At 68.8% G+C, this 24809-nt stretch carries 19 protein-coding genes; 10 read left to right on the top strand and 9 right to left on the bottom strand.

The genetic code is table 11. The features are described 5' to 3' along the window. Nucleotides 1-315: 315 nt before the first annotated feature. Together ABZX12_RS29505 and ABZX12_RS29500 are read left to right on the top strand one after the other, a co-directional pair. Entirely contained in the window at nucleotides 316-651 is a 336-nt protein-coding gene (locus ABZX12_RS29505) for a hypothetical protein (RefSeq protein ID WP_355698390.1), read from the top strand. A gap of 3 nt (nucleotides 652-654) precedes the next feature. Beyond that, nucleotides 655-3363 (top strand): caspase family protein, encoded by a 2709-nt coding sequence (locus ABZX12_RS29500; protein ID WP_355698388.1) that lies wholly within the window; start codon nucleotides 655-657, stop codon nucleotides 3361-3363. 35 nt (nucleotides 3364-3398) lie between these two features. Here ABZX12_RS29500 and ABZX12_RS29495 read toward each other — a convergent pair whose 3' ends face one another. After that, complete coding sequence (locus ABZX12_RS29495; protein WP_355698386.1) at nucleotides 3399-4529, bottom strand: epoxide hydrolase family protein; 1131 nt, start codon at nucleotides 4527-4529, stop codon at nucleotides 3399-3401. Nucleotides 4530-4583: 54 nt separating this feature from the next. On the opposite strand from ABZX12_RS29495, the gene ABZX12_RS29490 reads away from it, so the two are divergent. Then, a complete protein-coding gene (locus ABZX12_RS29490) occupies nucleotides 4584-5597 on the top strand; it encodes a WYL domain-containing protein (protein ID WP_355698385.1) in 1014 nt (337 codons plus the stop codon). 428 nt (nucleotides 5598-6025) lie between these two features. Next, nucleotides 6026-6856 carry a methyltransferase domain-containing protein gene (locus ABZX12_RS29485; RefSeq protein WP_355698383.1) on the top strand — a complete coding sequence of 277 codons (831 nt, stop codon included), beginning with the start codon at nucleotides 6026-6028 and terminating at the stop codon, nucleotides 6854-6856. Here the strand turns inward: ABZX12_RS29485 and ABZX12_RS29480 are convergent. Together ABZX12_RS29480 and ABZX12_RS29475 are read right to left on the bottom strand one after the other, a co-directional pair. Continuing rightward, nucleotides 6837-7913: an alpha/beta fold hydrolase gene (locus ABZX12_RS29480; RefSeq protein ID WP_355698382.1), complete on the bottom strand. Its 1077-nt coding sequence runs from the start codon at nucleotides 7911-7913 to the stop codon at nucleotides 6837-6839. The genes ABZX12_RS29485 and ABZX12_RS29480 overlap by 20 nt on opposite strands. Then, nucleotides 7910-8818 (bottom strand): DMT family transporter, encoded by a 909-nt coding sequence (locus ABZX12_RS29475; protein WP_355698380.1) that lies wholly within the window; start codon nucleotides 8816-8818, stop codon nucleotides 7910-7912. Before ABZX12_RS29475 ends, ABZX12_RS29480 begins: the two co-directional genes overlap by 4 nt. 78 nt (nucleotides 8819-8896) lie before the next feature. On the opposite strand from ABZX12_RS29475, the gene ABZX12_RS29470 reads away from it, so the two are divergent. Then, complete coding sequence (locus ABZX12_RS29470; RefSeq protein ID WP_355698378.1) at nucleotides 8897-9808, top strand: LysR family transcriptional regulator; 912 nt, start codon at nucleotides 8897-8899, stop codon at nucleotides 9806-9808. Here the strand turns inward: ABZX12_RS29470 and ABZX12_RS29465 are convergent. After that, entirely contained in the window at nucleotides 9793-10344 is a 552-nt protein-coding gene (locus ABZX12_RS29465) for a dihydrofolate reductase family protein (RefSeq protein ID WP_355698376.1), read from the bottom strand. The two genes, ABZX12_RS29470 and ABZX12_RS29465, sit on opposite strands and share 16 nt — an antisense overlap. A gap of 269 nt (nucleotides 10345-10613) precedes the next feature. Here ABZX12_RS29465 and ABZX12_RS29460 point away from each other — a divergent pair, with 269 nt between their 5' ends. Beyond that, nucleotides 10614-11972, top strand: a complete 1359-nt coding sequence (locus ABZX12_RS29460; RefSeq protein ID WP_355698374.1) for an FAD-binding oxidoreductase — start codon at nucleotides 10614-10616, stop codon at nucleotides 11970-11972. Between the two features lie 54 nt (nucleotides 11973-12026). On the opposite strand, the gene ABZX12_RS29455 is transcribed toward ABZX12_RS29460, so the two are convergent. From ABZX12_RS29455 to ABZX12_RS29440, 4 genes are all read right to left on the bottom strand, one after another. Continuing rightward, nucleotides 12027-12707, bottom strand: coding sequence for a hypothetical protein (locus tag ABZX12_RS29455; RefSeq protein WP_355698372.1), 681 nt, complete (start codon nucleotides 12705-12707; stop codon nucleotides 12027-12029). Further along, nucleotides 12704-13264 carry a hypothetical protein gene (locus ABZX12_RS29450; RefSeq protein WP_355698371.1) on the bottom strand — a complete coding sequence of 187 codons (561 nt, stop codon included), beginning with the start codon at nucleotides 13262-13264 and terminating at the stop codon, nucleotides 12704-12706. Before ABZX12_RS29450 ends, ABZX12_RS29455 begins: the two co-directional genes overlap by 4 nt. Before the next feature lie 187 nt (nucleotides 13265-13451). Beyond that, nucleotides 13452-13991 (bottom strand): dihydrofolate reductase family protein, encoded by a 540-nt coding sequence (locus ABZX12_RS29445; protein ID WP_355698369.1) that lies wholly within the window; start codon nucleotides 13989-13991, stop codon nucleotides 13452-13454. Nucleotides 13992-14003: 12 nt separating this feature from the next. Next, entirely contained in the window at nucleotides 14004-14567 is a 564-nt protein-coding gene (locus ABZX12_RS29440; RefSeq protein ID WP_355698368.1) for an NAD(P)H-dependent oxidoreductase, read from the bottom strand. 94 nt (nucleotides 14568-14661) lie between these two features. On the opposite strand from ABZX12_RS29440, the gene ABZX12_RS29435 reads away from it, so the two are divergent. Then, nucleotides 14662-17685 (top strand): BTAD domain-containing putative transcriptional regulator, encoded by a 3024-nt coding sequence (locus ABZX12_RS29435; protein ID WP_355698366.1) that lies wholly within the window; start codon nucleotides 14662-14664, stop codon nucleotides 17683-17685. A gap of 71 nt (nucleotides 17686-17756) precedes the next feature. Continuing rightward, nucleotides 17757-19265 carry an LLM class flavin-dependent oxidoreductase gene (locus ABZX12_RS29430; RefSeq protein ID WP_355698364.1) on the top strand — a complete coding sequence of 503 codons (1509 nt, stop codon included), beginning with the start codon at nucleotides 17757-17759 and terminating at the stop codon, nucleotides 19263-19265. 1 nt (nucleotide 19266) lies between these two features. Here ABZX12_RS29430 and ABZX12_RS29425 read toward each other — a convergent pair whose 3' ends face one another. Continuing rightward, on the bottom strand, nucleotides 19267-19893 hold the full coding sequence (locus ABZX12_RS29425; RefSeq protein ID WP_355698362.1) for a DUF6308 family protein: 627 nt from the start codon (nucleotides 19891-19893) through the stop codon (nucleotides 19267-19269). A gap of 611 nt (nucleotides 19894-20504) precedes the next feature. Here ABZX12_RS29425 and ABZX12_RS29420 point away from each other — a divergent pair. Both ABZX12_RS29420 and ABZX12_RS29415 read left to right on the top strand, forming a co-directional pair. Next, nucleotides 20505-24167 carry a colicin D domain-containing protein gene (locus tag ABZX12_RS29420; RefSeq protein WP_355698360.1) on the top strand — a complete coding sequence of 1221 codons (3663 nt, stop codon included), beginning with the start codon at nucleotides 20505-20507 and terminating at the stop codon, nucleotides 24165-24167. Next, nucleotides 24160-24393, top strand: a complete 234-nt coding sequence (locus tag ABZX12_RS29415; protein WP_355698358.1) for a hypothetical protein — start codon at nucleotides 24160-24162, stop codon at nucleotides 24391-24393. The genes ABZX12_RS29420 and ABZX12_RS29415 overlap by 8 nt, the downstream gene beginning before the upstream one ends. Nucleotides 24394-24809: the final 416 nt, after the last annotated feature.

Here is a 24809-nt window from a genome sequence, read left to right as displayed (position 1 = left end):
CGGGTCGGGCGGTGGGTTCTCCACAGGGTTGAGGATGTTGTCGGCGGGGTGGGGCGGCGTAGCTTCGGGCTGGGAGTTGTGTCGGCTGAGGGGTGGATCGGGTCGGTGGAGGAGCCTCTGCCGGGATGTCCCGTCCAGATGGGTGGAGCTCGAAGGAGCCCGCGGTGTTTCGTGCTCCGGGCTTCCCGGCTGTGGCTGTGGGGGCGACCGGGTGTTGGAGGCTCGCTACTTACCGTTGCGGTGGAGGGGGGAGTGGGAGGATCATGGCGCGCGACGGCTCGGGAGGGGTGGGTTGTGGGGGCTTGGGTTGACGTGGTGCTGGTGGATGACGATCCGGAGTTGGCGGATCGGGGGATTCGGCAGCTTCGGGGGGAGCTTCGGGAGTTCGAGACGCGGGATGTGCTGACGGTTGCGCCCGAAGGGAGCAAAGGAGATGCGGCCGCGGTGGGGGCGGTGGCGGTTGCGTTGGGTGGTGCCGGTGGGATGGTGCCATTGCTGATCGCGATCGTCAGGGACTGGCTGGGGCGGCGGACGGCGGGGCAGCGGGTGAAGTTGACGATCGGCGCGGACTCGATCGAGGTGGATGCGGCTTCGGTGGAGGAGCGGCGGGAGTTGGTCGAGGCGTTCCTGCGTCGGCACGAAGCGGACTGAGTGATGGGGCAGCGCCGGGCTCTGCTGGTGGCCACGTACGAGTACGAGGACACCGGACTGCGGCGGCTGGCGGCGCCGGAGCGCGACGTCGAGGCGTTGGCCGAGGTGCTGGAGGACCCGGCGATCGCGGGGTTCGACGTTCAGGTGGTGATGAACAAGCCGACGCACGAGGTCGGCAAGGCGGTCGCGGACTTCTTCGCGGCCGGCGAACGCGACGACCTGATGTTGTTGTACTTCAGCGGCCACGGGTTGAAGGACGACAACGGTCGCCTCTACCTGGCGATGCGGAACACCGTGCGAGGCAGTCTGCGGTTCACCGCGCTGTCGGCGCAGTCGGTGCAAGAGACGGTGTCGGAGAGTCGGCCGCGACAGACCATCCTCATCCTCGACTGCTGCTACAGCGGGGCGTACGCCGCTGAGCAGTTCGCCAAGTCGGACTCTGCCGTACACACCAAGGAGGCATTCGGTGGGCGCGGGCGGATCGTTCTGACCGCGTCCGACTCGACGCAGTACGCCTTCGAGGGAACGGAGTCGGTGTTCACGCACCATCTCGTCGAGGGCCTTCGTACCGGTGCGGCAGACGTCGACGCGGATGGCGACATCACGACCGACGAACTGTACGACTACACGTACAAAGCGGTCACGGCCGAGCGGCCGAATCAGCGTCCGCGGCAGTTCGCCGAGGTCGAGGGTCGTACGGTCGTTGCTTCCAACCCTCGCTGGGCGCTGCCCGAGCATCTGGCCGGCGCGATCGCGAGCCCGATCCCGGAGATCCGGCAGACCGCGTTGGCGCCGTTAGGGCAGTTGCTGCAGGCAAACAACGAGCGGGTACGGCGGACCGCGCGTGAGCAGCTCGAGCGACTGCGGGACGGAGACAGCCGGAGCATCGCGGCGACAGCGCAGGCGTATCTCGACAACCCGCCACCACCGGTCCGGCAGCAACCTGTCGCGGCGCCGAGTGTCAGGCGCGCCACGGGGCCGACGTTCGGAGCGGCGGCCCGAGCGACCGCCAGGCGATGGCGGGGCCGCTTCCACCTGCCTGAATGGGACTGGCCGATTCTCGGGCTAGCACTGCTAGCCGCCGCGGCGCAGGTCGTCTGCGCCGTCGTCGCGACACCGCGTAGCTGGCAGGTGATCGTCCTAGCGGTGCTAGCTGTCCTAGCGGTGCCCCCGGTGATCAGGCTCCGCGCGAACGCGGCCGCCTTCGCGGTCGGCTTGGCAGGGCCGGCGCTTCTCGCCGCGGCTCAGGCCGTCGGGTGGATCACGCACAAGCTGCTCATCGGACTGCAGCCCTTGGCGGCGACCTGGTACCTGGTTGCGTCTGTTGCATGGCTGGCCGCCGGCGTCGTCGGACTGTTCCAGTTGCGCCGTACGCCGCCGGCGCGAACCGCGCCGCACAAGCTCCTGATCGCGCTCGGCGCCGCGGCGGCGATCCTGCTGCTGGTCATCCTGCTGTACGTCGACCGGCACAACAGGGTCAATACGGTCGTCGTCACGGCGCTCTACCTGCTGACGGCTGAGATGCTGATCGCGGGACCGCTGCTCTCGTTCAACCGCGAGTTCCTGGCCGGCTGGGTGCTGAGCGGCTTCGTGGTCCTGTTCGGCTTCCTGCGGTTCGAGCGCCACACCGACGTACCGCAACTCGCCGCATTCGTACTCCTCGCGGTCTGGCTCGCCCTCGGCATCGCGACCGTGCGCTCGAACCGGTCGGGCAAGCCACTCGGCCGCCGGGTGACGGCGGCCGCTCTGCTCGGGCCGGCCGTCCTCGGCATCGCTCTGGTCGTCGTCCTACCGCCGGCGCCGCAGCCACCGCTGGCGGTCGGTCTTGCGGTAAGCCCCGACGACCGATTTCTGTACGCGACCGACACCGAGAACGGCCGTGTGATGAGGTTCAGTACGACGACCCAGGAGCGCGTCGGCAAGGCGCTCGAGGTCGGTGAGTTTCCGAGCGGCGTTCTCATCGCCCCGGACGGGTCCCGGTTGTACGTCGCCAACTCGCGGTCGAACTCGGTCTCGGTGATCGATGCCGCGAACTGGACGATCGTCGGCGGACCGATCGCGGTCGCGCCCGGCCCGACGGAGTTCGCGTTGAGCGAGGCGACGCACCGTCTGTTCGTGCTCAGCCGGAATGCGGCGACGATCACCGAGATCGACACCACGACGCTCGCGACGGTCGGCGGCCCGCTCGCCACCGGTCCGAACCCGGCCGGTCTCGCCGTCGACGACCGCGGACGGCTGTACGTCGGGTCCCAGGACAAGGGCACGGTTTCGGTCATCGACGCCAAATCCCGGCAGGCGGTCGGGAGTCCGATCACGGTCGGCGCGGAGCCGAGCGACTTGATACCCGGTCCTGACGGCGCGTTGTACGCGATCGGTCGCACGACGTTCGCCGTCATCAACACGAAGGTCGAGCGATCCAGGCCAACGCCGGAGCCAGTGGAGGGCGGCGACATCAGGGGCGGTGCAATGGGCAAGGACGGCAAGCACCTGTATCTCTTCGGGCGGTCGGCCAACGACGACACGGTCGAGGTCGTCGACACCGGCAGCCGCAAGGTCGTCGGGTCCTTGAGCACGAACCTCGGCCTGCCCGCTCGGATAGCAATCAGCCCGGACGGGCAGCGGATCTATCTCAGCCGGTTCTTCGAGCCCGGGATCGCTGTCCTCGACAGTTCTGGGCCGAAGCAGATCGGCACCATCGACACCAACGACTGAAGGGCCGGCCCGCAGGCCGGCCCTTCGGCAGTTGGTCAGAGGTTGCGGAAGAACTTGCGGAGGTCTTGGGTGACTTCTTCGGGGCGTTCGAGGGAGGCGAAGTGGCCGCCGTCCTTGAAGGTGGACCAGTGGGTGATGTTGGGGTTGTCGCGGTCGGCCAGCGGGCGGATGGTCTTGAAGTCGTCGGCGAAGACGGCGACGCCGGTGGGGGCGTGGTTGAGTTGGGGTTCGGCGCCGGAGTTGGCCTCCTCGTAGTGGTAGCGGCCGGCGGCGGCGGAGGTGTTGGTGAACCAGTAGAGGGAGACCTCGGTGAGGATCTGGTCGGGGGTGACCAGGCTGGTGCCGTTGCCGAAGTTGTTGAAGAGTTCGTTCCAGGCGAGCTGGCCGACCGGTGAGTCGGAGATGCCGACGGCAACGGTTTGCGGGCGGGTCGAGTTGATCGCGTTGTACCCGCCGACCGACTGGAACCACTTCAGGTGCTCGAGCGCCGCGTAGTCGGCCGGCGTGAACTTCTCGAACTCCGACGGGTCGCCCGACGGGAACGAGAACAGCTGCAGGACGTGCAGGCCGAGGAAGCCGGGCGGGTTGAGTACGCCGAGCTCGCGGGCGATCATCGCGCCGGCGTCCGAGCCGTGCACGCCGTACGAGTCGTACCCGAGCCGCCGCATCAGCGTGTCGAACGTCCGGGCCACCCGCGCCATCGTCCAGCCGCGCTCGACGAGCGGGGTGCTGAACCCGAAGCCCGGGATCGACGGTACGACGACGGAGAACGCGTCCTCGGCGGATCCGCCGTACGCGACCGGGTCGGTGAGCGGGCCGATCATGTCGAGGAAGTCCACGAACGAACCCGGGTACGTGTGCGCCAGCAGCAGCGGGGTCGCGCCCTCGACCGCGGACGGCACGTGGATGAAGTGGACCGTCTGGCCGTCGATCTCGGTCAGGTAGTGCGGGAACTCGTTCATCCGGGCTTCCTGCGCCCGCCAGTCGAACTCGTTCTGCCAGCGGTCGACCATCTCGCGGAGGTAGTGGTTCGGGGTGCCGAGGTCCCAGTCGTCGCCGGGGGCGGCTTCGGGGAGCCGGGTCCGCGCGAGGCGGCTCTGCAGGTCGTCCAGGTCGGCCTGGTCGATCTTGACGGTGAAGGACTGGATGCTCTCGTTGTTGTTCATGGCTCTACCGTAGAATCCGTATAGGAACATTAGATTCCTAATCAGGAGACTGTTTTGCTGGAAACTTCGCAGCGTTTGCTAGCACTGCTAGCGCTTCTGCAGACGCGCCCTGCGTGGACCGGTTCCGAGCTGGCCGAGCGGCTCGAGGTGACTACGCGGACGGTGCGCAACGACATCGACCGGCTCCGCGAGCTCGGGTATCCGGTCGACGCCACGCGCGGACCGGCCGGGCACTACCAGCTCGGGATCGGCGCGAAGCTCCCGCCGCTGCTGCTCGACGACGAGGAGGCAGTCGCGGTCGCCGTCGGCCTGCGTACCGGGGCGGGTGTGACCGGGATGGCGGAGAGCAGCGTGCGCGCGCTGACCAAACTCCAGCAGGTTCTCCCGCATCGTCTGCAGCGGCAGGTCAACGCGATCAACCGGGCGATGGAGAAGGGCCCCGACAACACGCGCTCGAACGTCGACGCGCCCGAGATCGATCCCGTCGTACTGGCGACGATCGCGGCCTGTATTCGCGACGAGTATTACCTCCGCTTCGAGTACGCCGTACCGGAGGGGGACTCGATGTACAAAGCCGGGTCCGGTGTGGGGCGGGACCTGCCACTGCTGGTCGAGCCGTACCGGTTGGTGAGCTGGCACGGGTACTGGCATCTCGTGGCCCGGGACGAGCAGGCGGAGTGGCACTCGTACCGGGTCGACTGGATGTCGTTGCGGATGGCAACGGGGCGGCGGTACCAGCCGCGGCCGATGGCGGACGAGGCGTACACCGACTTCGTGCTGCGTGACGTGGCGTCGACCGGTTGGAAGGTGCACGCGCGGATCACGGTCCACGCGCCGGCGCAGGATGTTCTGTCCCGCATCCATGCCGCCGTCGGCATCGTCGAGTCCGTCGACGACAACACCAGCATCCTCGTCACCGGCGCCGACTCCCTCGAAACGATCGCCGTCTACATCGGCATGCTCGGCCTCGACTTCCACGTCGACGGCCCACCCGCCCTCGTCGCCCACCTGGAGACCGTCGGCAGGCGCTACCTCAACGCGATCGAGCCGCCGGGGCACCAGAGTTAGGTGGGATGTGTCATCTCGACAGGACGTGTCGGTCGGCCGGGTAGTGCACCTGAGCGTGAACCGGTCGCCGTGTACTGCGTCTCACCGGTGCACTACCTGTCGACCGTGCACACCATCGCCCGCACCTTGGGGACTGCAGGCAGCGGGTTCGCCGCGGTGGGGTGAGCGATCCTGCGGATGCCGAACGACGCGTGGCACCGCGAATCTTCCGGCCCAGCCCGCTCCTGACCCTTTCGCTGGCGGACCCACGAATTTGGCCGGCACACCAGCGAAATGAGGGGTTCTCCACCCTCATTCAGGGTGAAGAACCCCTCATTTGGTGGGTCCGCCAGGCAAATGGGGCCGCAATGGCCACGGTGGGCAGCCGGTGCCGTGACACGATCCTGGGTCCGTCCGGCGCTAGGCTCGGATCGGAGGGGGAGATCCATATGACCGAAGCACCGGACGCGCCCGGGTTCGTCACGCAGCGCGGCAGTTTCCGGGCCGCGCACGTGGCCGATCAGAACATCGAGCGGCAGGCGTTCATCCTCGACCAGATGGCCGGGCGGCCCGCCGTACGTACGCTGAAGTCGTGGGCGCTGGACCAGCTCAAGCCCAAGGCGGGGGAGACGGCAGTCGACGTCGGATCCGGAACAGGTGAGGACGTCGTCGCCTTCGCCGCTGCGGGCGCCCACGCGATCGGCGTGGAGCCCAGCCCGGGCCTCCGAGCCGAGGCCGTGCGGCGGACCGCCGGGGCAGACGTCGAGTACGTCGAGGGTCAGGCCGAGTCCCTGCCCTTCAACGACGAGTCGGTCGACGTACTGCGCTGCGAGCGCGTCCTCCAGCACGTCGACGACCCCGCGGCCGTGGTGAAGGAGATGACGCGGGTTCTGCGGCCGGGCGGGCGGATCGCGCTGATCGACACCGACTGGGCCACGGCGATCGTCCATCCGGCCGATCCCGGCGTCCTGCAGCGGATGGTCGATCACTTCATTCATGAGAGCGCGAACCCGTACTCGGGTCGCCGGCTGCGTGGTCTGCTCGCCGGCGCGGGTCTCATGATCACCGGCGAGACCGCCGCGACGATGATCGAGCCGCAGGAGGGCGCGCGGCAGGGCCTCGTCGGCATGCTGCACCTGACGTCGTTGCAGGCCGGTGTGATCACCGAAGCCGAGGCCGAGGAGTTCGCGCGGACCCTCGCCGAGGCGGCCGATCGCGGCGCGTTCCACATGTCGCTGACGATGTACGCCGTCAGCGCCGTCAAACCCCGTGCTGCTTGAGGAAGGTCACGGTCCGCGCCATCGAGGTCGGCCAGGCGGGCCCGAACGCGTGCTCCTCACCCGGATACGTGTACAGCGTCGCGTTCTTCCCGGCCGCCTTCAGCGCGGCCAGGCTCGTGCGCGACCAGGCGATGGGGCAGGTCGAGTCGGATTCGCCGTGATGGATCAGCACCGGCTCGGTCACGCGGTCGAAGAAGTTCACCGCGGACACGTTGCGCCAGAACGCCGGGTTGCGCGCCGGTTCGCCGTACCTGCGCAGGATCTGGCTCGCGATCGGGCGGTCGGCCCGGATCCAGCGGTCGAAGTTGTCCGCGGCCTGCGAACTGACCGGCGCGAACACCACGGCGGCCTTGACCAGACCGGGCTGGTTGACGAGCACGTTGTAGGTGACGCCGCCGCCCATCGAGCGACCGAGCAGCGCGATCCGTGACGGGTCGACGTACTGCGAGGTGCGGAGCGCGAGGACGGCGTTGACGACGTCCTCGGTGTAGCCGAGGCGCAGGGTGAGCTCGGAGTCCGGGTCCTTCGAGGACTGTGCGTGGTTGCGGTAGTCGGTGTGCAGGACGACGTACCCGCGGCGCGCGAGGTAGTCCTGCTCGCGCATCAGGCCGCGGCCGTTCGTGTACACGGCCGGGTCGATGTAGCCGTGGTTCAGGACGAGCGCCGGGTGCGGACCCGGTGCGGACGGGACGTTCATGATCCCCGAGATCGTCAGCGTCCCGCTCCGGTAGGTGACGTAGTACCGGGTGTACGCCGGGGTGCGGGCGAGGACCCGGCCGAGCCGGAGGTTGCCGCCGTTGTACTTCTTCGTCATCAACGCCTGCAGCGACACGGGATTCGCGACGGTCGACGGCTTGACGCTCGACGGCGCGGCGGTCGAGGGCGCGGCGGTCGAGGGCGGCGAGGTGCTCGGACGCGCGGCGGACGGGGTGGGCGAGGTGGGCGAGGTGGGCGAGATGGTGCCGGGCGCAGGGGGAGCCGCGTCGTTGCCGGTGCAACCGACCGCGGCCGCCGTCACGAACGCGACGACTCCTGCCCACGCCACCCGCCCGCTCATACGGCCAAGTCTGCCGTCACCTCCGGCGAAGTCCGCGAAAGTTCCGGCAACGATTGGCGGCGCGGCCACTGCACGATCACGACCGATGCGAGTACCAGACCGCCGCCGAACCACTGCACGGCACTCAGCTGCTCGCCGAACACGAGGGCCGCCGCGACCACGGTCACGACCGGCTCGAAGATCGACAGGATCGAGGCCACGGACGGACCGACCCGAGCCATACCGGCGAAGAAGAACAGAATCGCCGCGACGGTGCTGATCAGCGCGACCGCGGCCAGCCACAGCCAGCCGATCGGGGCGAACGTCAGATCGGTTCCGCGGAACAGCGCCAACACCAGGAAGGTGCCGAACGCTCCGGAGCACACCAGCGCCGTCAACGCGAGCGGCGGTACGTCGGCGGTCAGCGAGTCGCCGACCAGGATGTAGCACGTGTAGACGATCGGTGCGCCCAAGGCCAGCAGTACGCCGAGCAGGTCGAACCGGCCGGTCATCGCCCCGCTGAGCACCAGCCCGATCCCGGCCAGCGCGACCGCCAGGGCGCCGATCCGCCGCGGTGAGGCCTGTTCGCGACGCAGTGCGATCGCCCCGACCATCACCAGCACCGGGTAGAGATACAGGAGGAGTGCAACCAATGACGCCTCGATCCGCGCCAACGCGGAGAAGTACAGCCCGGACTGGGCGGCGTACCCGAAGACACCCATCCCCAGGCCAGTGACGACGGCCCGGCGCGGGAGGTTGCGCAGGGCGCCGCGGGCGAGCGCGACGGCCAGCAGCAGTAGGCCGGCGAGGCCGAAGCGGACGAGGAGCAGTGCGTCGACCGATACGCCCGCGTCGTACGCGAGCTTGCCGAAGACGGCCATGACCCCGAAGGTGACGGCGGAAAGAAGGCAGAAGAGGCGTCCCACGCCATCGATGGTCAGGGCCAGGGACTGTTCACGTCCATCGCGGCTTCACGGACAGCATTGTGAAGCTAAGCTGAACGAATGATGGATCTGCGCCGACTGCGGTTGCTGCGGGAGGTCCACGGCCGCGGGACCGTGCATGGTGCGGCTCGCGCGCTCGGCTACTCGCCCAGCGCGATCTCCCAGCAGCTCGCCGTCCTGGAGCGCGAGGCCGGTACGCCGCTGCTCGAGCGGATCGGCCGCAACGTGCGCCTGACCGCGGCGGGTGAAGTGCTGGTCCGGCACGCGACGTCGCTGCTGGAAGGCGTCGAAGCCGCCGAGGCCGAGGTGGCCGCGGTCGCCGCGGGCCGGGTCGCGGGCCTGGTCCGGATCGCGTCGTTCCAGTCCGCATTCATTCGCGTGGTCGCGCCGGCGATCCGCAGCCTGGCGGTCTCCCATCCCGACATCCGCGTCGAGGCCGCCGAGCTCGAAGTGGAGCAGGCCGCCCCCGCGCTTCGGTTGCAGCAGCTGGACGTCATGGTCGGCGACGAGTACGACGGCCAGCCGCGCGCCGTACACACCGATCTGCACCGCGAGCACCTGCTCCGTGAGCACATCCGCGTCGTCCTGCCCGAGGATCATCCGCTGGCCGCCGCGGAGCGCGTTCCGGTCGAGCAGCTGGCGGATCTGCCCTGGGCCGCTTGCCAGCCGGGCACCGGTCATCGCGAGATGCATGTCCGCGTCTGCCGCGAGCTCGGCGGCTTCGAGCCCGACATCCGCTACAGCTCCGACGACTTCCTGATCCTGCTCGAGCTCGTCCGGACGACGGGCGCGGGCGCGCTGCTCCCCGATCTCGTCATCGGAGCCGGCGCGCCAGGAGTCGCCGTACGCCGGCCCGCCGAGGCGGACGTCGGACGCGCGGTCTTCCTGCTGACCCGTCGTACCCGGACGCCCGCGGTCGCCGCGGTGGCCGACGCGCTGGCGGCCGCGGCCACCGATCAGACCAGGTCGTGACGCAGCAGGACGGTCCGGTTGTCGAACGATCGCGTCTCGGCGAGCCGGAGCGTACGCCGGCCGGTTGCCTGATGCACCGGCTTGCCGCCGCCGAGGACCACCGGGTGCACGACCACGTGGTACTCGTCGACCAGGCCGAGCTCGGCCAGCGCCGCCGCCGCGCCCGAGCCCCCGGTCAGCAGGATGTCCTTGCCCGGCTCGGCCTTCAGTGCCGCGACGTCCTCGGCGGCGCGGATCACCCGAGCATCCCAATCGGTGCTCTCGAGCGTCGTCGACAGCACCGCCTTCGCCGTCCGGCGCCACACCGGCGCGAACTCGATCGCGTGCTGGTCCGGGTTCATCGCCTCGGCGTTCGGCCAGTACGAGGACATCATCTGCCAGACCGGCCGCCCGTACAGGAACAGGTCGGCGCGCTCGGTCAGGCTCATCGAGTACGCGCCCAGCTCGGGGCCGAGCTGAGCCCAGTCGAACTCGCCGTTCGGTCCCTCGACGAAGCCGTCGAGCGACTGGTGCACGTAGTACATGAGCTTCCGCATGGTGTCCTCCGGATGTTGGGTGCCTGTGCCTCCTGGTCGGAGCCGTCCGGGTCGCTTTGACATCGGTATTGACGAATTCGGTCCCGCTTGGCAGGGTCTGGGAGAACGGGCGGGTCTGGGGGAAGGCCGGCAGCCCGTCGGGGGTTCAGACGCTCTCTGGGGGAAGTCTCGCGCTGCGCTCGACGGCGACAACCGGTCTGCGCGGTGTGCGTGGAGGTTCGTACGCGCGCGCCGATCTGCGGCAGTCGGCAGTGGTTCGGGGAGCGAACATGATCGAGGAATTGAGAGAACGCACGCGCGGGCAGGTCTTCACAGCAGGTGACGAGGGGTACGACGCGGCGCGCCGGGTCAACAACTGGATGCACGACAAGCGCCCGCGGGTGGTCGTCCGGTGCGAGAACGCCGGTGACGTGATGGCGGCGATCGACTACGCACGGAGCAACCAGCTGGAGATCGCGATCCGCGGCGGCGGCCACAGTGTGCCCGGGTTCGGCACGGTCGAGGACGGCCTTGTCATCGACCTCAGCGGGATGCGCAACGTCCGGGTCGATCCGGTGACCAGGACCGCGCGGGCCGGCGGCGGCGCGACCTGGGGCGACTTCAACGCCGCCACCCACGCGTTCGGGCTGGCCACCACCGGCGGGATCATCTCGACCACCGGGGTCGGCGGGCTGACCCTCGGCGGCGGGATCGGGTACCTGGCCCGGGGTCTCGGGCTGTCCTGCGACAACTTGGTGTCGGCGGACGTGGTGACCGCCGACGGGAAGTTCGTGATCGCCAGCGAGAAGGAGAACGAGGACCTGTTCTGGGCGTTGCGCGGCGGTGGCGGCAACTTCGGCGTGGTCACCGCGCTCGAGTTCCGGCTCGCGCCGGTGTCCACGATCTACGGCGGCCCGATGTTCTTCGAGCTGTCCGACGCAGCCGCCGTACTGTCCGGGTTCCGGGACCTGATCAAGGACGCGCCCGAGCAGCTGGGCGGGTTCCCGGCGTTCCAGATCGCGCCGCCGTTGCCGTTCATCCCCGAGGACCGGCACGGTGAGCCGTTCGTGGCGATCGTCGGCTGCTGGGCCGGCGACCTGGACGACGGCGAGACCCAGATCTCGAAGTTCCGCGAGTTCGCGCCGGTGCTGGCCGAGCACGTCGGCCCGATGCCGTACCCGGCGCTGAACAGCGCCTTCGACGCGCTGGTACCGCCCGGTCTGCAGCACTACTGGAAGGCGAACTTCGTCACCGAACTGACCGACGAGGCGATCCAGGCGCACCTGCGGCACGCGCCCGGGCTGCCGGCGGTGAACTCGACCGTGCACATCTACCCGATCAACGGCGCGTGTCACCGGGTGACCCCGGACGGGACCGCGTTCGCCTACCGGGACGCGAACTTCGCGACCGTGATCGCCGGGATGTGGCCGGACCCGGCCGCCAACGAGGCCGGCGTCGAGTGGGTACATTCGTACTACGACGACGTCGCACCGCTCTCCGAGGCCGGCGGGTACATCAACTTCATGGCCGACGACGACCAGGGCCGGATCCGGGAGAACTACCGGCAGAACTACGACCGGCTGGTCGAGGTCAAACGCAGGTACGACCCGGAGAACGTGTTCCACCTCAACCAGAACATCGCGCCCTAGGCAACAGACTGCGCGGCGGCCGGTACGTCGTCGTACCGGCCGCCGCGCAGGTGCTCACAACGTCAACAGGCGCTGGAAGAACGCGCGATATCGCTGCAGCGCCGAGCGGAGGTCCTCGGTCGAGGGCTGACCGCCCGACCACTGGTGCTCGAGATCCTGGCGCTGGCGGTCGAAGCCGTCCGCGAGGTGCTTGAGCACGTCGTCGACGAGCTTGTCGGCTTCGCTGACGGCGTTGCGCGGATCGTCCACGAACCCTTGCTGGACGACGTCCCAGCGCGCCCGGTAGTCGACGACGGCTTCCTCGGCCACCAACGGCGCATCGCCCGTCGTTGTCCGGTCGTCACGCTCGGCGGTGCCGGCGGCTGTCATCCGGTTGTCCGGAGCACCGGCCGCTGCACGGTCGTCGTCCAGCCCACGGGTGGCGTCGAGGCCGCGGTCGTCGTCCAGCCCACGGGTGGCGTCCAGGCCGCGGTCGTCGTCCAGCCCACGAGTGGCGTCCACGCCGTTGCCGAGGCCACGGTTGTCGTCCAGGCCACGGTTGTCGTCCAGGCCACGGTTGTCGTCCAGGCCGCGGTCGTTGCCGAGGCCGCGGTCGGCGTCGAGGCCGCGGTCGGCGTCGAGCCGGTTGTCGTCCGGGTCGCGGCGGCCGCTGAGCTCGGAGTCGGTCACGAGGTCGTCGTCGGTCAGCATGCGGTCGTCGTCCAGGGGGACGTCACGACGGTCGGGCGTGGTCATGCTTGCTCCTTCGTGGTGGTCCGGTTCTCACTGTCGTCGAGCAGGGCGTCGACCAGATGCCGGTACGCCGTGACTGCCTGCCGCAGGTCCTCGGTGTCGGCGTCGCCGCGGGCGTGCGCGACGGCGATCCGGTGCGCCTCCCGGTAGTGCATCGCGACGTCGGGATGGTCGACGGACACGTCGTCGGCGCGCTGCTCGAACTCGTCGACCGGGTAGCCGGACTCGCGCATCATCCGCAGCACCAGCCGGTCCGCGTCCGCGACCGCTCCGGCAGGACGGTCGACGAAGCTCTGCTGCACCTCGGCCCACTCGGCCCGATAGGTCTGCGCGGACTCACGACTCAACGGCGTGATCTCCAGCCGCGACACCCGGCGCTCCCGCTCGCGCAGCTCGCGCTCCGCGCTGCGGCGATCGCCCGACTCCTCGAGGGTGCGCTCGTACTCCGGGCCGAACCGTTGCTGCAGCTCGCTCGAGCGTCTGCGCTGGTACAGGACGAAGACCGCCGCCGCGGCGAGCAGCACCACGGCGATGATCACGATGGTCAGGACGGTACCCATCACAACTCCAGTCCGATCGCATGGGTGGATCCGCGATCCGCACCGGCGGATCGCGAGTATCCCTGGCAGACGGTCCCCAGCACCGTCTCAGCACCCCCGTTGGCCCCGACCGGTACCCAGGTCCGATGCGGACAAGCCTCCGGCCGGCCACCCGCAGCGGGTGGCCGGCCGGAGCGGCGGCGTACGGTCAGGCCTTCGGGCCGAGCTTGTGGACGACGATGCCGGACTTGAACGTCGTCGTACCGAGCAGTTCGAGATGGGTGATGTCGATGCCGGTGCCGCGGAACATGGTCTCGCCCTCGGCGACGACCGGGAAGTACCAGAAGTGGTACTCGTCGACGAGCTTGTTCTCCAGCAGCGTCTTCGAGAACGACCCGGTGCCGTACTTGATCAGGTCACCGCCCTCGGACTCCTTGAGCCGGCGGACGGCCTCGGCGGCGTCGCCTTCGAGCGGCTGGGCGTTCCACTTCCACTCGGTGACCGTGCGCGTGGCGACGTACTTCGGCATGGCGTTGAACATGTCGGCGAACGGGTCGCCGGCCCGTGACAGCCAGGCGTCTGCCATGCCCTCGTAGGTGACGCGGCCGAGCACCTGGGCCTCGACGCCCTCCATCAGGCCTTGCGTGTACGCCGCGTGCTCGTCGTCCCAGTACGGCGGGCTCCAGTTCTGCGGCTCGTCGATGACGCCGTTCAGCGTGATGAAGGTGGATTCGATCAGCTTCCTCATGGGTCTTTCCTCTCAGTGTCGGAACGGGCGCCGCTTGCGGGCGTCCTGGAGTGCTGCGGCCCACCAGACGAGCTGGTCGAGCATGAGTTTCGCGGATGCCTCGTAGCCGGCGGACGGCCGCGGCCAGCCGCCGTCCGCGGTGAACTGCTCCCAGTAGCAGGGCAGTGCGACGGTGTTGCGGATGGTGACGGCCTGGAGTTCGCTGAAGACCTGCCGCAGCTGTGCGGTGGCGTAGCAGCCGCCGCTGTCCCGGCCGTAGCTGACGATCGCGACCGGCTTGGCGTGCCACTCGTCGTAGTACCAGTCCAGTGCGGTCTTCAGCGAGGCCGGAAAGCTGCAGTTGATCTCCGGGGTGACGACGGCGAACGCGTCCGCGGCCGCCAGCCTGGTGCCCAGCGCGGCGACCTCCCGCGGTGCTTCCTCGTCGGCGTCGGGGAGTCCGGCGGGCAGATTCGCAGTGGCCAGGTCGACCAGGTCGACCTCGAACTGCTTGGCTGCCTGCTCCGCGAGCCAGTTCGCCACGGTCGGTCCGAATCGGCCGGGCCGGGTGCTGCCGATGATCACTGCCAATCGCATCTGCCGTCCCTCCTTCCGTCTGACACAGACTCTGCCGAAGGTGGTTTACGGTTTCTTTCCGGTCGTTTCCGGCGGACCGGAATAAGGTGCCGTTATGCGCTTCGGGGTGCTGGGACCGGTGACGGTCTGGACGGACGCGGGGACGCCTGTGGTCATCCAAGGGCTGAAGGTGCGTGCGTTGCTGGCTGACCTGCTGGTGCACGAGGGCCGGCCGGTGCCCTCGGACCGGCTGATCGACGACCTGTGGGGCTCTGAGCTCCCTGGGAACCCGTCAGGCACGCTGTCCGCGAAGGTGTCCCAGCTGCGGCGAGCTTTCGAGGACGCTGAGCCTGGCAGCCGCTCGCTCGTGCAGTCCGGTCCGGCCGGCTATTCACTGGCGGTTTCTGCCGCGAGCTATGACGCGTTGCGCTTCGGTGAGCTGCTGGCTGCCGGATCGCTACACGAGGCGCTGGCGTTGTGGCGTGGCCCGGCGTACGCCGATTTCGCGGACGACGCCTTCGCCGAGACCGCCGTAGCGCGACTGACCGACTTGCGGCTCACCGCGCTCGAGCAAGTGGATCTGCCGGTCGTGGATCTTGCTTCCTTGGTCAAGGAGCATCCGCTACGCGAGGGCCTGCGGGCCGCGCACATGAAGGCGCTGTACCGGGCCGGACGGCAGACAGAAGCGCTGGAGAGCTTCGACGAGCTGCGGCAGCTGCTGCTCGATGACCTCGGGCTGGATCCAGGGCCTGAGCTGGTCGCGTTGCAGCAGTCGATCCTCACGCAGGAGCTGCCGCGCGCACGCAACAACCTCCCTGCGCAGATGACCGAGCTGATCGGTCGCGCCGATGCGCTGGCCGACATCAGTGCCCGATTGGGCACATCACGCCTGGTGACACTGACTGGTCCAGGAGGTGTGGGCAAGACTCGCCTGGCACTGGCTGCTGCGGCCGGCGTGACGAACAGGTTCGCGGATGGGGTCGTCCTGGTCGAGCTGGCCGCCGTGACTCCCGACGCGCTATCGGTCACCGACTCGCTGACGGACGCTGTGCAGGCCGCTCTGGATCTTCGGGACACGGAAGATTCGCCCGTTGTCGATCGACTGGCCTCCGTGATGGGCTCCCGGCTGCTGGTACTCGACAACTGCGAGCAGATCGTCGACGAGGTCGCCGCGCTGACGGATCGCTTGCTGGCCGCCGCGCCGGGCCTGCGTGTGCTCGCGACGAGCCGTGAGCCGCTGGGGCTGGCCGGTGAGGTGGTGTGGAGTGTGCCGCCGCTGTCCGTACCTCCGCTGTCGGCAGGTGTGCACGAGGTCGGCGAGTGCAGTGCGGCGCAGCTGTTCGTCACGCGCGCGGCTGCGGCGTCGCGTGGCTTCGCGTTGACGGACCAGACCGTTGCGGACGTCGCCGTACTGTGTCGGCGGCTGGACGGGATCCCGCTGGCGCTGGAGCTCGCTGCGACGCGTGTGCGCGCTCTGGGAGTACGCGGGCTCGTAGCGCGGCTCGACGACCGCTTCCGGTTGTTGGCGACAGGACACCGTGGCGCAGCGCCCCGGCAGCAGACGTTGCACGCGATGATCGACTGGAGCTGGGAGCTGCTCGACCCGGACGAGCAGTCCGTACTGCGGCGCCTCGCCGTACATGCTGATGGCTGTACGGCGGATGCCGCGGCTGCGGTGTGCGGCGAGGACGACGTACTGGATGTCCTCGTGCGCCTGGTCGACCGGTCGCTCGTCGTGCCAGTGGATGGGAGTCGGTTCCGGCTGCTCGAGTCGGTGGCGGCGTACTGCGTCGACAAGCTGACGGTGACGGGTGAGCTCGAGTCGTCACGGCAGCGGCACCTGTCGTACTACGTGTCGCTCGCGGAGACCGCCCGCCCCGGCTTGTTCGGTGACGAGCAAGGCCGGTGGCTGGAGCTGCTGGACGACGACTCGGCGAACTTCCGGACCGCACTGGATCGAGCCGTGGCCACGGGACAGCTGGACCTCGCGGAGCGGCTCGTGGACGCCCTGGCTTGGTACTGGTTCCTGCGTGGCCGGTATGTGGAGGCCATGCGGTCTCTCGAGGCTGTGCCGGGTTCGGCGCGGGCCGGCGTGTGGCGGGCGGGGTTCATGTACCTGCTCGGACACCCTGACGCCGCCGCGGAGCGGGACCGCTGGCTGGACGACGCGGACGCCATGGGGCAGTGGTGGATCGCTCACGCCGCCAGCGATGCCGGCGACCTGTCCACGTGCCTGTCGCTGCTCAACCAGGCGCTGAAGAGCTTTGAGGCCGACGGGAACCAGTGGGGCGTAGCCGCCGTGCTCGCTGCGCGGGCCAAGCACGCGCATGTACGAGCGGACCTGCCTGCTCTGTACGACGACGCGTGCCAGAGCATCGGCACGTTCCGCTCGCTGGGTGACCGGTGGGGCGTTCTGCAGGCGACAGGCTGGTTCGGGGCGCACGCTGAGCTCGTCGGCGATTTCGACGAGGCGGAGCGGCTGCACCTCGAGGGCATGGAGGCCGCCGAGGAGATCGGACTGTGGCCCGAGGTCGCCAGCGCGGCCGGAATGCTCGGATGGACCGCGATCCGGCGTGGGCACTTCGAGGCGGCCCGGACGTACGGCGAGCGTGGGCTGCGGCTGGCGACAGAGCAGGGGCAGCGCGCGACGCAGGCGCTCGCGGAGTTGGTGCTCGGCTTCGCCGCCCGTCGTACCGGCGCGCTGGACGAGGCCTCGACGCGGTTGCAGGCGCTGATCGATGCCGCCCGTCGGCAGTCGGAATCTGTCTTGTATCTGTCGATCGTCCTGGCGGAACTCGGGTTCGTCCGGGAGCTCCAAGGTCGGCCCGAAGCGGCGCTGGAGCTGCATGCGGAGGCGTTCCGGGTCTCGGAGGAGTTCGACTCGCTGAGAGGTCAGTGCTGGGCGCTGGAGGGGATTGCGGCTTGTCACCCCGACAAGACGCTCGCGGCGACGCTGCTGGGGAGCGCGGCCGCCACGCGGGCGACCGAGAACTACCTGACAGCCGCGGCCGAGGCTGTGGATCTCGAGCGTGCGGTCACGGCGGCCTCAGAGGCGCTCGGGGCCGATGAGTACCAGGTGGCGTACGAGCGGGGCGCGGCGCTCGATCCGGCACAGGCTTTCGCCCTAGTTCGGCAGTAGATGTTCTGTAGTTGAGATTATCTGCCTAGCGAAGTAGTTTTGCTCGCGGAGCGAACTTCGAAAGGTGAATCATGGATTACGGCCACGAGCTGGTCTTCGGCACGTTCCTGACCCCCGCGGTCGAGACCCCGGACCGCGTGATCGCGCTGGCCCAGCTGACCGAGCAGGTCGGGCTCGACCTGGTGACCTTCCAGGACCATCCCTACCAGCCGCGGCTGATGGACGCCTGGACGCTGCTGTCCGTCGTCGCCGCCCAGACCTCGCGGGTGAAGGTGTCCACGAATGTCGCCAACCTGCCGCTTCGGCACCCGGTCGTGGTGGCACGCAGCGTCGCGACGCTGGACCTGATCACCGGCGGACGGGTCGAGCTCGGCCTGGGCGCAGGCGGATTCCTCGACGCGGTCGCGGCGAACGGCGGGCCTCGGCTGACGACCGGACAGAGCATCACCGCACTGGAGGAAGCCATCGCGATCATGCGCGAGGTCTGGACGCCTGGCGGTGGCGGCATCCGGCTGGCCGGCAAGCACTACACGGTTGCCGGTGCCAAGCGCGGCCCGGCGCCCGCCCACGACGTGTCGATCTGGGTGGGTGCTTACAAGCCGCGGATGCTCGCCCTGACCGGACGCCTCGCCGACGGTTGGCTGCCGAGCAGCGGGTATGCCGGGCCGGACCAGCTCGCCGCGATGAACAAGATCATCGACGAGGCTGCCGTGGAGGCGGGACGGGATCCTTCGGCGGTCCGACGGCTGTACAACGTGTCCGGTCGGTTCAGTGGGCGTGGCGGGTTCCTGCAGGGGTCTGAGGAGCTGTGGATCGACCAGCTCACCGAGCTGACGCTGGGGGAGGGCATCAGCACCTACATCCTCGCCTCGGACGACCCCGACGACATCCGGCGCTTCGCTGAGGTGGCAGCAGGTGTGCGCGAGGCCGTCTCGGTCGCTCGGTCGGGTGGCCCGGTGACTACGGCGCCTGTTCCCGCCGCTGGCTTCGGCGTCGTGCCGACACCACCTCCCGCTGTGCGGCGTAGCGCCGTACAGCTGCTGGACGAGTCCGCGCGACCGACCGGTCCGGTGCCGGACCCGTCGCGGACGTACACGCCGTACCAGTTACAGTCCGGTCAGCACCTGATCGACGTCCACGACCATCTGCGCGCGGAGCTCGACCAGGTCCGCGATCTGGTCGAGCAGGTCGCGGCCGGGACGCTCGGGGTCGGTGCGGCGCGCTCGCACATCAACACCATGACGATGCGGCAGAACAACTGGACGCTGGGGACGTACTGCGAGTCGTACTGCCGGCTGGTCACGACGCATCACTCGCTGGAGGACGCCTCGCTGTTCCCGCACCTCCGCCGGGCCGACCCCGCGCTGGTACCGGTCGTGGACCGGTTGCAGGAGGAGCACAAGATCATCCACGACGTCCTCGAAGGCGTCGACAAGGCACTCGTCGCACTGGTTGACGGGTCAGGCGATATCGACGGTCTGCGGGCGGCCGTCGACCTGCTGGACGACACGCTGCTGTCGCACCTGTCCTACGAGGAGCGGGAGCTGGTCGAGCCGCTGGCCCGGCTCGGGGTGCTCTGAGTTACTTCGCCTCTCCCAGGAGAGAGGCGAGGATGTCGAGGAGCCGGAGCGTCGGGACCTCGCCGAGCAGGCGGGCGGCCGAGGTCGCCGGCTCCGCGATCAGGCGGACCTGCAGCAGCTTGAAGTCGCGGACGTTGGCCGGGTTCACCAAGTCCTCGCGGACCGCCTTCAGGAACTCCGCGCCGGCCGACGCCGAGCCGTAGGTCATCCGGATGAAGCTGTCGGTCACCGGGTAGAGGTACGGCCGCTTCAGGTGCAGCAGCTTCGACTTCTTCGCGTGCCCGAAGCCGCGGTGGCCGGTGAACTTGTCGTCGAGCGCCATCGCCGCCTCGAACAGCTCACTGCCCGGCTCGGCGTCCTCCAGGCGCGCGTCGACCGGGATCGCCGCGAGCTCCTTCTCGGCCTCCACCTCGAGCAGCCACGGGATGTCCATCGCGCGCAGGTCGGCGCCGATCACCATGATCCGGCCCAGGTCGTCGAGCGTGACCCGGTTCGGGTCGGAGCCGCCGACGGTGGTCATCCCCGGCAGCCCGTCGTAGTACTGCAGCACGGCGCCGTTCGTCTCGGCGTACAGCCGTAACTGCGCGATCGCCTCGTCGACGACGATCTTCCGGGTACCGATATTCATGAGCCACACCCTCACACTCGTGGTGGCAGACCCGCCAGCGGGCGGACAGCATTCGAACGTTTACTCAGTCTGTTTCCGCAGATCGTAGCGACTCCTGGGCGACCTGCACGCCAGGGTCACTTCCCGTTATCCACAACCTGTAATCATTCGCTCTCTCCGCACGCTGAACTCCGTAAACTCTCTGTCACAACACCACGACTGAGCGGAGGCAACCATGCGGCGCCGGCTCGTTCTGCTCGTCCTCGCGGTCCTCCTGCTCGTGCCCGTCCCGCCGGCCGCGCAGGCGGCGCGACCAGACGAGTATCCCTGCCTGCACCCGGACCTGACCGTCTCCGGGGACTGCGAGGTCCTGAGCACCGGCACGGAGGTCGCCAACGACGGCGGCATGGCGCACGCCGGCACCGGGGTCACCTTCACCTTCCAGGCCCGGACGTTCAACCTGACGATCGACCTGTGCAACCTCCGGATCACCGACGGCCGCACCTGGCAGGTCAACCACTGGCCCTGTGAGAACGTGCCGAAACCGAAGCCGGCCCGGACCCAGTCGCTGAGTTGGTCGGTCACCGTTCCGCTGGACTGCAAGTTCGTCGGGCTCACCGAACCTGCTGGACGTGTCCTTGACGAACGGCAAGGCATCGGCAGGCGCCTCGGTGATGATCTACGCGGGTGCGCCCGGATTCGTGCTCCCGGACAAGCAGGCGCGGGCGTTCTTCGGGCCGTTCGCGATGCAGTCCGATCCGGTCAACTCGCTGACGGGCGCGCTGACCGCTGTCGAGACGGACGCGTCGGTCGGCGCCCTCGGCGTACCGCTGACGGTGACCCGGACGTACAACTCGAACGACACGTCCACCGGCTCGCTCGGCGCCGGGTGGCGGGCGTCGTTCTCGGATCGGCTCGAGCTGTCGCCGGGTGGTGCGCGGTACCTGGCGTCCGACGGACGGGAGATCGGGTTCACGCGGGAAGGTGCCGGCTTCGTCGTCGAGCCGGGGCCTGCGCGCTTCACGCTGGCGCGGTCGGGGCCGACGTACGTGCTGACGAGTATCGACCAGGTGCGGATGCAGTTCTCGGCCGCTGGCGAGCTGCAGGCCATCCGGGACCGCAACGGTCAGGGGGTGGTCGTCAGCCGGGCCGCGGGGCGCGTGCAGACCGTCACGAACGGGCGGCGGTCGCTGTCGTACGAGTACTACGCCGGCGGACAGATCGCGTCGGTGCGGTTGTCGGGCCCGGGCGTCGCGCCGCGGACGGTGCGGTACGAGTACTTGGACGGACGGCTGGTCGGGGTGACGTCGCCGGGCGGGATCCGGACGCGGTACTCGTACGTCGACGGGCGGCTGACGTCGGAGACGGTGGGGGACGCGGCCAAGCCGGCGTACGTGACCGAGTACGACTCTGACGGGCGCGTCGTCGCCCAGACCGACGGGAAGGGCGGCCGGTCGACGTGGTCGTGGGACACGGAGGGCATCCGCGGCACGTCGACGATGACCGACCCGACGGGTGGGAAGTGGATCAACGAGTACGAGCGGAACCGGTTGATCCGTCAGACGGATCCGACCGGGGCCACGGCCACGTTCCACTACGACGCCGACGGCAATCTGATCCGCGTGTTCGACAGCCTGGGACACGGCGCTCGGCATGCGTACGACACGCTCGGGCGAGACGTCGCCTCGATCGATGCCGTGGGTGCGGTGACCCGGCGTACGTACAACGCGCGCAACGACGTCGTCGCGACGGTGGATCCGCTCGGGCGGCGTACGACGTACAGCTATGACGCCCGCGGGAACCTGATCGGCACGGCGTACGCGGGGCGTGTCTCGTCAGCCACCTACGACACCCGTGGCCTGGTGTCGGCGACCCGCGACGCGCTGGGTCGGACCACGCAATACACCTACTCGGTCGACGGTGATCTGACGACGGTCACAGATGCCTTGAAGCGGGTGACACGCATCGATAACGACGGCTGGGGCCGTCCGATCAAGGTGACCTCGCCGCGCGGTGCCGTCAGCACGGTCACCTACAACGACGACGACCAGCCGCTCGAGCAGCACGGCGCGCTCGACGTCACCACGCGGCAGACGTACGACGGGCAAGGCCGCGTGGCGACGCTCACCGATGCCCGCGGCGGCACCACCAAGCTGCGCTACGACGACGCGGGCGCAGTCGTCGGCATCACCCGACCATCGTTGCCCGAGGCCACCACAACGTTCGATTTGTCCGGCCGGGTGACCCAGGCTGTCGACGCCAGCGGCCGTTCGCAGACGTTCTCCTACGACAGTGCCGGGCGGACGACCGAGGCGACATACGGCGGCCGCACCTGGCGGTTCGCGTACGACAAGGCCGGGCGCCTGATCCGCACCACGCTCCCGTCTGGCAAGACGGCGTCCTTCGTCCTGGACGCCCGCGGCGCGCCGCTCCGGATCGCGTATTCCGACAAGACACCCGCCGTCAGCTACACCTGGGACGCCGCGGGCCGTCGTACCTCGATGACCGACGGGCAGGGCACGACCCGGTTCGGCTACGACGCCTTCGACCAGCTCACATCGGCGGGCGCCGTCTCCTACCGCTGGGACCCCGCCGGCAACCTCATCGCACGCTCGGCAGCCGGCCACACCGAGTCCTACACCTGGGACGCCGGCAACCGCCTCACCTCGGCTGCAGCCGACGGCAAACCACTGGCGTCCTATCGCTACGACGTTGCCCACGGCACCATCACGACGACCCAGCCCGGCGGACTCGTCAAGACCGAGCGTCTGGACCTCCGCGGTCGCACGACCTCCCTGTCCCTGACGCAGAACCGGCGCCCGCTCCGCACCATCACCTCCGCGTACGACGCCGCCGACAACGTCACCCGCTCCGCCGACTCCGTCGCCGGCCAGTCGTCGTACACCTACGACCCTCTGAACCGCCTGACCTCAGCGTGCTACGGCGTAGAGCAATGCACCGACGAGGCCCGCGACTACATCCGCTACGCCTACGACGCCAACGGCAACCGCATCTGGGAGAAGCGCCCGACAGGCAGCACCTGGTCCCTGTACGGCCCAACGAACGAACTTCAGGCCTCTCTGAGCACACCGGCCAACTACCCACTCGACCCGCCCACTGCCCGCACCTACACCTACGACCCCGACGGCAACCTCACCTCCGACGGCACCACCACCTACACCTGGTCCGCCGCCGGCAAACCCCTCACCTCAACCACCGCCGGCGTTGCGACGAGCTACACCCACACGGGTGACGGCCGCCGAGCGACCTCCACCACCGGGACCCGAACCACCCGCTACCTCTGGGACCCGCTCTCACCCCAGATCCTCAACACCACAGACGGCCAGAAGCCCACCCGCTACCTCTACGCCGCCGGCCTGGTAGCCCAACAAACCCCGACCGCCACAACCCCGCTAGCCACAGCCCCGAACGGCTCAGTCCTCACATCCCCGACCGCCCAACCCGACTACGAGCCCTACGGCCAAACCCGAGCCGGCCCTCCAACCGCGAACAGCCCCGGCTACATCGGCGCCCTCAATCTCCCCACCGGCAACTACCTCCTGGGCCAACGCGAGTACAACCCGACCACTGGCACCTTCCTCACCCCAGACCAAGCAGGCTCCGCCAACCCCTACGCCTACACCTCCGGCAACCCCCTCAAAACCACAGACCTCCAGGGCCTCGACGAAATCGAAGGCACCCTCACCGACGTCTCCCACATCTCCGGCTACATCTCCACCGGAGCCCTGGCAGGCGCCATCATCTGCACCATCGCCCGCCCCTGTGCCCCCGCCGTCCCCGTCCTCCTCCAAATCTCCTCCGCGACCGGCGTGATCTCCGCAGGCGCAGCCGGCATCCTCGACTCCCAAGCCTGCATCCTCAAAGGCAACTGCTCCCAACTAGTAGCCGACGTAGGGGTTGGCCTTGTAGCTAGCCGCTTCGCAGCGCTGGGAGCGGTTGGAACACGAACCCGTGATCCTGTGGTCAGCCAAATCCTGATACGTTCGCCGAAGCAGTTGCAGGCGAAGTTCAAACATGCTGCTGACTTCGGTGTGACCGGGAACTACAACAAAACGAACGCGGCTCGGTTCAGCGCAGCTCTTAACGAGCACATCAACGCTCCCGGCACCCAGGTGATCACCGGCACGTACCACGGTGATGCGGTGACACACTATCTGGATCCAACAACCGGACTGAACGTGATCGCTCGGAATGGGACGTTCGTCAGCGGTTGGAAGCTGAGCCCCGCTCAACTGAGCAACGTTCTTCAGCATGGAGGTCTTGGCGGTGGCTGACGAAATCTTGCTGGGATTGTCCCGCGATCAGGCACTAGTACTTTTCGATTGGTTGGCTCGGACCGACGAAGCCGGAGAGCCTGCGGGTTTTGCGGATCAAGCTGAGCAGCGCGTGTTCTGGGACATGAGCGCGGCTCTGGAGAGCCTTCTCGCCGCGCCGTTCGCGTCGGACTATCGAGCACAGCTGGAACGAGCTCGTGCGACGGTTCGAGATAGCGAAGAGTAAATGCGCAGGGCGAGGCGCTTGGTCCGCTGCGAGGGTGTTACATCCGAGGGACTGCGGACGCGGCAGCCGCCGGAGGAGCGCCCAAGGTGAGGATCGAGACATGGAATGGTGGCGTTCGAGAACACCGCGCCATGAGTGAAGAATTTCGGGCCCGCCAAACGCGTGGTCACGGGTCGTCATGCACGCGCTCGACGACTTGCAGGCTGGCGGGGGTGAGATGCGGGGACGGGCGCGCGCTACCCGGGTGGTCCGCAACGACAGCGAGCCAGCGGGCGTCGTACTACAGGCCAGGGCGACAACTGAACCAGGTGCCGGATCCATGACCTGCTTGAGGCGCTCTCATGCGACTACTTCCCTCTAGTGACGAATCAGTCCGGTGTGTTGGGCTCGACCCCGATAAGATAGCGTTCGCGACG

Origin of the sequence: Kribbella sp. NPDC003505, from assembly GCF_040610875.1 — a bacterium.
GTDB lineage: Bacteria > Actinomycetota > Actinomycetes > Propionibacteriales > Kribbellaceae > Kribbella.
Note: the sequence above shows the minus strand (reverse complement) of the source record. Positions and strands in the feature narration are given on the sequence as shown.

What these genes read in the sequence shown, in the direction of transcription:
- ABZX12_RS29500 (WP_355698388.1), top strand. Translation starts at nt 655, where the DNA reads ATGGGGCAGCGCCGGGCTCTGCTGGTGGCCACGTACGAGTACGAGGAC.
- ABZX12_RS29495 (WP_355698386.1), bottom strand. Translation starts at nt 4,529, where the DNA reads ATGAACAACAACGAGAGCATCCAGTCCTTCACCGTCAAGATCGACCAG.
- ABZX12_RS29485 (WP_355698383.1), top strand. Translation starts at nt 6,026, where the DNA reads ATGACCGAAGCACCGGACGCGCCCGGGTTCGTCACGCAGCGCGGCAGT.
- ABZX12_RS29480 (WP_355698382.1), bottom strand. Translation starts at nt 7,913, where the DNA reads ATGAGCGGGCGGGTGGCGTGGGCAGGAGTCGTCGCGTTCGTGACGGCG.
- ABZX12_RS29470 (WP_355698378.1), top strand. Translation starts at nt 8,897, where the DNA reads ATGATGGATCTGCGCCGACTGCGGTTGCTGCGGGAGGTCCACGGCCGC.
- ABZX12_RS29465 (WP_355698376.1), bottom strand. Translation starts at nt 10,344, where the DNA reads ATGCGGAAGCTCATGTACTACGTGCACCAGTCGCTCGACGGCTTCGTC.
- ABZX12_RS29460 (WP_355698374.1), top strand. Translation starts at nt 10,614, where the DNA reads ATGATCGAGGAATTGAGAGAACGCACGCGCGGGCAGGTCTTCACAGCA.
- ABZX12_RS29455 (WP_355698372.1), bottom strand. Translation starts at nt 12,707, where the DNA reads ATGACCACGCCCGACCGTCGTGACGTCCCCCTGGACGACGACCGCATG.
- ABZX12_RS29450 (WP_355698371.1), bottom strand. Translation starts at nt 13,264, where the DNA reads ATGGGTACCGTCCTGACCATCGTGATCATCGCCGTGGTGCTGCTCGCC.
- ABZX12_RS29445 (WP_355698369.1), bottom strand. Translation starts at nt 13,991, where the DNA reads ATGAGGAAGCTGATCGAATCCACCTTCATCACGCTGAACGGCGTCATC.
- ABZX12_RS29440 (WP_355698368.1), bottom strand. Translation starts at nt 14,567, where the DNA reads ATGCGATTGGCAGTGATCATCGGCAGCACCCGGCCCGGCCGATTCGGA.
- ABZX12_RS29435 (WP_355698366.1), top strand. Translation starts at nt 14,662, where the DNA reads ATGCGCTTCGGGGTGCTGGGACCGGTGACGGTCTGGACGGACGCGGGG.
- ABZX12_RS29430 (WP_355698364.1), top strand. Translation starts at nt 17,757, where the DNA reads ATGGATTACGGCCACGAGCTGGTCTTCGGCACGTTCCTGACCCCCGCG.
- ABZX12_RS29425 (WP_355698362.1), bottom strand. Translation starts at nt 19,893, where the DNA reads ATGAATATCGGTACCCGGAAGATCGTCGTCGACGAGGCGATCGCGCAG.